Source organism: Hyphomonas sp. UBA3601, assembly GCF_002375605.1.
Classification (GTDB): domain Bacteria; phylum Pseudomonadota; class Alphaproteobacteria; order Caulobacterales; family Hyphomonadaceae; genus Hyphomonas.
The window spans coordinates 1-3,546 of record NZ_DFME01000004.1; the positions used below are offsets into that span (position 1 = coordinate 1).

Below are 3,546 nucleotides of genomic sequence, written 5' to 3' on the forward strand. Positions count from 1 at the left end.
GCGCCCTCTTCATATTCGCGGACGGAGCCGTCTGGCAGGGATACTTTGATCATGGTCTAATCTTTTCGTGCATTCTTGCGCTCTGTACAGCGCGGCAAATTCGGTTCCGGTCAGGCCCTTTATCCGGCGTCTGCTTAACGCGACTTCACCAGATTTCCCACCCCATACGCATTTCTCGCGCAGTGGCGGGGTTTTCGGACCCTATCCGGGCTTCTTTTGGGCTGTTTATGGGTACATGAAGCGGGCGCGCACAAAGGCGCAGCCAAGGGGCGCGTCAGGCACCCCGGCGAGTTCGTGTGGTCAGGCCAACGGGGCCGAGAAAGCAACGAATATCACTCATCGGGTTTCATATGGCATGACGACGGGCGGTTTTCAATTCGTTCCATGGCCTTGCGCGCCGACCATGCGCCATACCGCCAAGGCTGCCAGACCGGCACATCTGGCAGGGTTTCCGGCACCGGGTCCTTGCCGAGACTGCCGCCCGGTCGACACCGGATGAAACGCGCCAGCGCCATCCAGATGCCCGGCCACCATCCAAACCGCGCAACACATTCGGCGCCATATTCACTGCAGGTGGGCGTGTGCTGGCAGCGCGCGCCGAACGCGTAGAACACCTGGCTTGGGCCATGCTTGTAGACCCAAAGCAGACCATTCGCTGACCGGCGCCGCAAACCGGCCATCTCAGCCTGCCGTCTCGCGCGCGAGACCGCGGCTTGCCAATGCCTCCTCGATGGCAGCAACCGCCGCTTCAAAAGCTAGCAGCGTGGACGTATGGCGAGGGGGATAATCGGCCACGGGTTCCAGATGGCGCAGCTCCCAGAAGCGGCCTTCCGGCGGAGGTCCATTGCCTTTCAGCATGTCTTTCAAAGCGTCCCGTGCCGTGATCACCTCTTCGATCGTTGCACCAATGGCGTGTTCTGTAAGGATCGAGGTAGCCGCCTGGCCGAGAGCGCAAGCCTTTGGATCCACTGCGATGGCCGTGATGCGCGCGCCCGCTTCGTCCAATTTCAGATCAACCTTCACGGTCGAACCGCACACACGCGATACCTTCAGGACAGACCCGTCAGGATCTGTCAGATCACCCACATGCTGGATGTCCGCTGCGAGTTCGAGAACACGATTATGGTACAGTTCGCTCATCGCCTGAAACATGGCCTTCGCTGGCGCACGGCGCAAGGCTGAGGCACGGTGACAAAAAAATGCCGCCTGACTCAGGCGCGAACGCGAGGCAGGCGGCAAAGGCGTGTCGTGCATTGAAAACGGGGCGCTCAGGCCGTGGCCCGAACACACAGGAGCGGCCTGTTAAGGTCAATTAAAGCTTCCGTCATCGGGGCAATTGCAGTCGGCCTGAAAAATCAGATACGTCGCCAAGTCGAGCCACCGGCCCCATCCATGATCTCAATACCTTCGGCAGCAAGTTGATCACGAATTCGGTCAGCTTCAGCCCAGTCCTTGGCTGCGCGCGCATCGATACGCGCCTGAACAAGCCCATTTATGCGGTCATTGCCATCATCATCCCCGCCCTGTTCCCAGGCTTTGGGAGTCAGGGTCAAAAGCCCAAGCATTTCGCCGGCATCGAGCAAATTTGCGCGGGCCGTCGCCATAGCATCCGTATCTCCCTTGTCCGCCGCCATGTTTGCTTCGCCGGCAATGCGCGAGAGCGAAGCGAGCGCTTCGGGTGTATTCAGATCATCACAAAGGGCGTCGAAGACGCCCCGGTCATCGACTTCACCGCCTTCAGCGTCCCACACACGGCGCAACGCGCCATAAATCCGGTCGAGCGTTGTCTTGGCCTGTTTCAGCAAGTCTTCCGTCCAGTCGAGCGGCGCGCGGTAATGCCCGCTCAGCATGGCAAAGCGCAGCACCTCACCATGCCATTGCTTCAATAGCTCGTGCACCAGAACGACATTGCCGAGCGATTTCGACATCTTCTCGCCGCCCATATCCAGGAAGCCATTGTGCATCCAATAGTTCGCCATGATCTCGCCATGCGCGCATTCGGACTGGGCAATTTCGTTTTCATGATGCGGAAACTGAAGATCAATCCCGCCACCATGAATGTCGATTGTCTTGCCGAGATGCTTTGCGGCCATGGCCGAGCATTCGATATGCCAGCCGGGACGTCCCCTGCCCCACGGGCTGTCCCAGATCGCATCTTCTGGTTCACCTTCCTTGGCGAATTTCCAGAGCGCGAAGTCGGCTGGGTCGCGTTTGTCTTCGTCGACAGCAACGCGTGCGCCGGCTTCATTGTCTTCGAGCTTGCGACCAGACAGCTTTCCATAATCCGGCATGGAATTGACCGAGAACCAGACGCCTTCCTTGCCGACATAGGCATAGCGTTTGCGGACGAGCTTCTCAATCATCTCGATCATTTCGCCGACATGATCGGTCGCCCAAGGCTCAATGCTGGGCGCGAGCACGTTCAGTGCGGCCGTGTCGGCATTGTAGATTTGGGCGAATTTCTTCGTAATCATCTCAATCGGTTCGCCGGTCTTGACGCTGGCCTTGATGATCTTGTCTTCAATATCGGTGATGTTGCGCGCGTAGATCACCGCATCCTCACCATACACCCTCATCAGCAGGCGCCGCAGCACATCGAATGCAATGGGCGGACGCGCATTGCCGATATGGGCGTAATTGTAGACAGTCGGGCCGCAGACATACATCGTCACGCGCGCCGGATCCTGCGGCTGGAAAACGCGCCTCTTGCGCGCGGCGGTGTCGTAGATGCGGATTGTCATGGTTTTTGGGCTCGATTTCGGAAGTCTGGACGTGTCGCTGGCGCTACGGGTAGCTGGCCAGCCCTAATGGCGTGTTGATGCGTTAACAGCAACACCGGCAGGCAGGACGACAACAAAATCGAACACGTTCCATGTCGACGGCGATATCATCGGCGCGCAGAAAAGCCAAGAATGGAGTCATCCAGTCGCGCGACGTCAGCGTAGAAAGGGCTGGAAACAAGGCCATCGCACCCTTATGTTCCTCATATCGCCCTGAGGGTATCAACTCCGGGCGGGCGTTAAGTCCGGGCAGGGGAGCATTTTTACGCTTTCCCAGACCAAGCCTCGGCTCGACCCTCGTCCCTCAGTCGAAGGAAACTTCAATCATGGCCATGGATGCCATCACTCCCAATAAAGACAAGGCACGCGCAGAGCCCATCAAGCGCCCTACCGTTCAAGAGGCCGAAGAAGCCGTGCGCACGCTCATCGCGTGGGCTGGCGACGATCCGCGTCGCGAAGGCCTGCTCGACACGCCAAAGCGCGTTGTCAACGCCTACAAGGAATGGTTTTCCGGCTATGAGGAAGATCCCGTCAAATACCTGTCGCGTACCTTTGAGGACGTGCAGGGCTATGATGACATCGTCATGCTGCGCAACATCGACGTGGAGAGCCATTGCGAGCACCACATGGCGCCCTTCCTTGGCAAGGCCTATGTCGCCTACATGCCGTCGGCAGCCGTTGTTGGTATTTCCAAGCTGGCACGCGTCGTAGAGATCTTCTCGAAGCGCCTGCAAACGCAGGAAACCATGACCGCGCAAATCTGTGA

The 3,546-nt window shown here is 58.7% G+C and carries 4 protein-coding genes; 1 reads left to right on the forward strand and 3 read right to left on the reverse strand.

Annotated features, from left to right (window positions below):
• Nucleotides 1-332: 332 nt before the first annotated feature.
• The 3 genes from yidD to cysS form a co-directional block, all read right to left on the reverse strand.
• A complete protein-coding gene (gene yidD, locus B4F73_RS00170) occupies nt 333-680 on the reverse strand; it encodes a membrane protein insertion efficiency factor YidD (protein ID WP_290482230.1) in 348 nt (115 codons plus the stop codon).
• Nucleotide 681: 1 nt separating this feature from the next.
• Nucleotides 682-1,140: an iron-sulfur cluster assembly scaffold protein gene (locus B4F73_RS00175; RefSeq protein ID WP_290482231.1), complete on the reverse strand. Its 459-nt coding sequence runs from the start codon at nt 1,138-1,140 to the stop codon at nt 682-684.
• Between the two features lie 215 nt (nt 1,141-1,355).
• A complete protein-coding gene (cysS, locus tag B4F73_RS00180) occupies nt 1,356-2,741 on the reverse strand; it encodes a cysteine--tRNA ligase (protein ID WP_290482232.1) in 1,386 nt (461 codons plus the stop codon).
• A 371-nt stretch (nt 2,742-3,112) separates the two neighbouring features.
• Between cysS and folE the strand changes: the two genes are divergently transcribed.
• Nucleotides 3,113-3,546 (forward strand): GTP cyclohydrolase I (gene folE / locus B4F73_RS00185; protein WP_349678159.1); only part of this gene is annotated, 434 nt, incomplete at its 3' end.